The organism is Emticicia sp. W12TSBA100-4 (assembly GCF_040253585.1).
Taxonomy (GTDB): Bacteria; Bacteroidota; Bacteroidia; order Cytophagales; family Spirosomataceae; genus Emticicia.
This window is the reverse complement of record NZ_JBELAU010000114.1, coordinates 1-240: the sequence shown is the minus strand read 5'-3', so window position 1 is coordinate 240 and position 240 is coordinate 1. Positions and strand designations below refer to the sequence as shown.

The window sequence follows — 240 nt, the reverse complement described above, 5'->3', positions numbered from 1 at the left end:
CTACATGTCGCTGTGTATGTGCCTGCTGTTCTTACACTGATGCTGCTGCCTGTTGCATTTGTACTCCACTTCAAGCTACCTGAACAACCTGTCGCTGTCAATGTTGCCGTTTCTGCATTACACAAGCTGTTTTTGTTCGTTGAAATTACTGGAGCTGCTGGGCTGCTGCCTGTTGTGATAACTACTACATTGCTCGCTCCACTTTCCCCACAACTGTTGATACATGTCGCTGTGTATGTG

At 47.1% G+C, this 240-nt stretch carries 1 pseudogene; it reads right to left on the bottom strand.

The features are described 5' to 3' along the window. Positions 1-240: pseudogene (locus ABR854_RS26005) on the bottom strand (hypothetical protein); the annotation flags it as partial.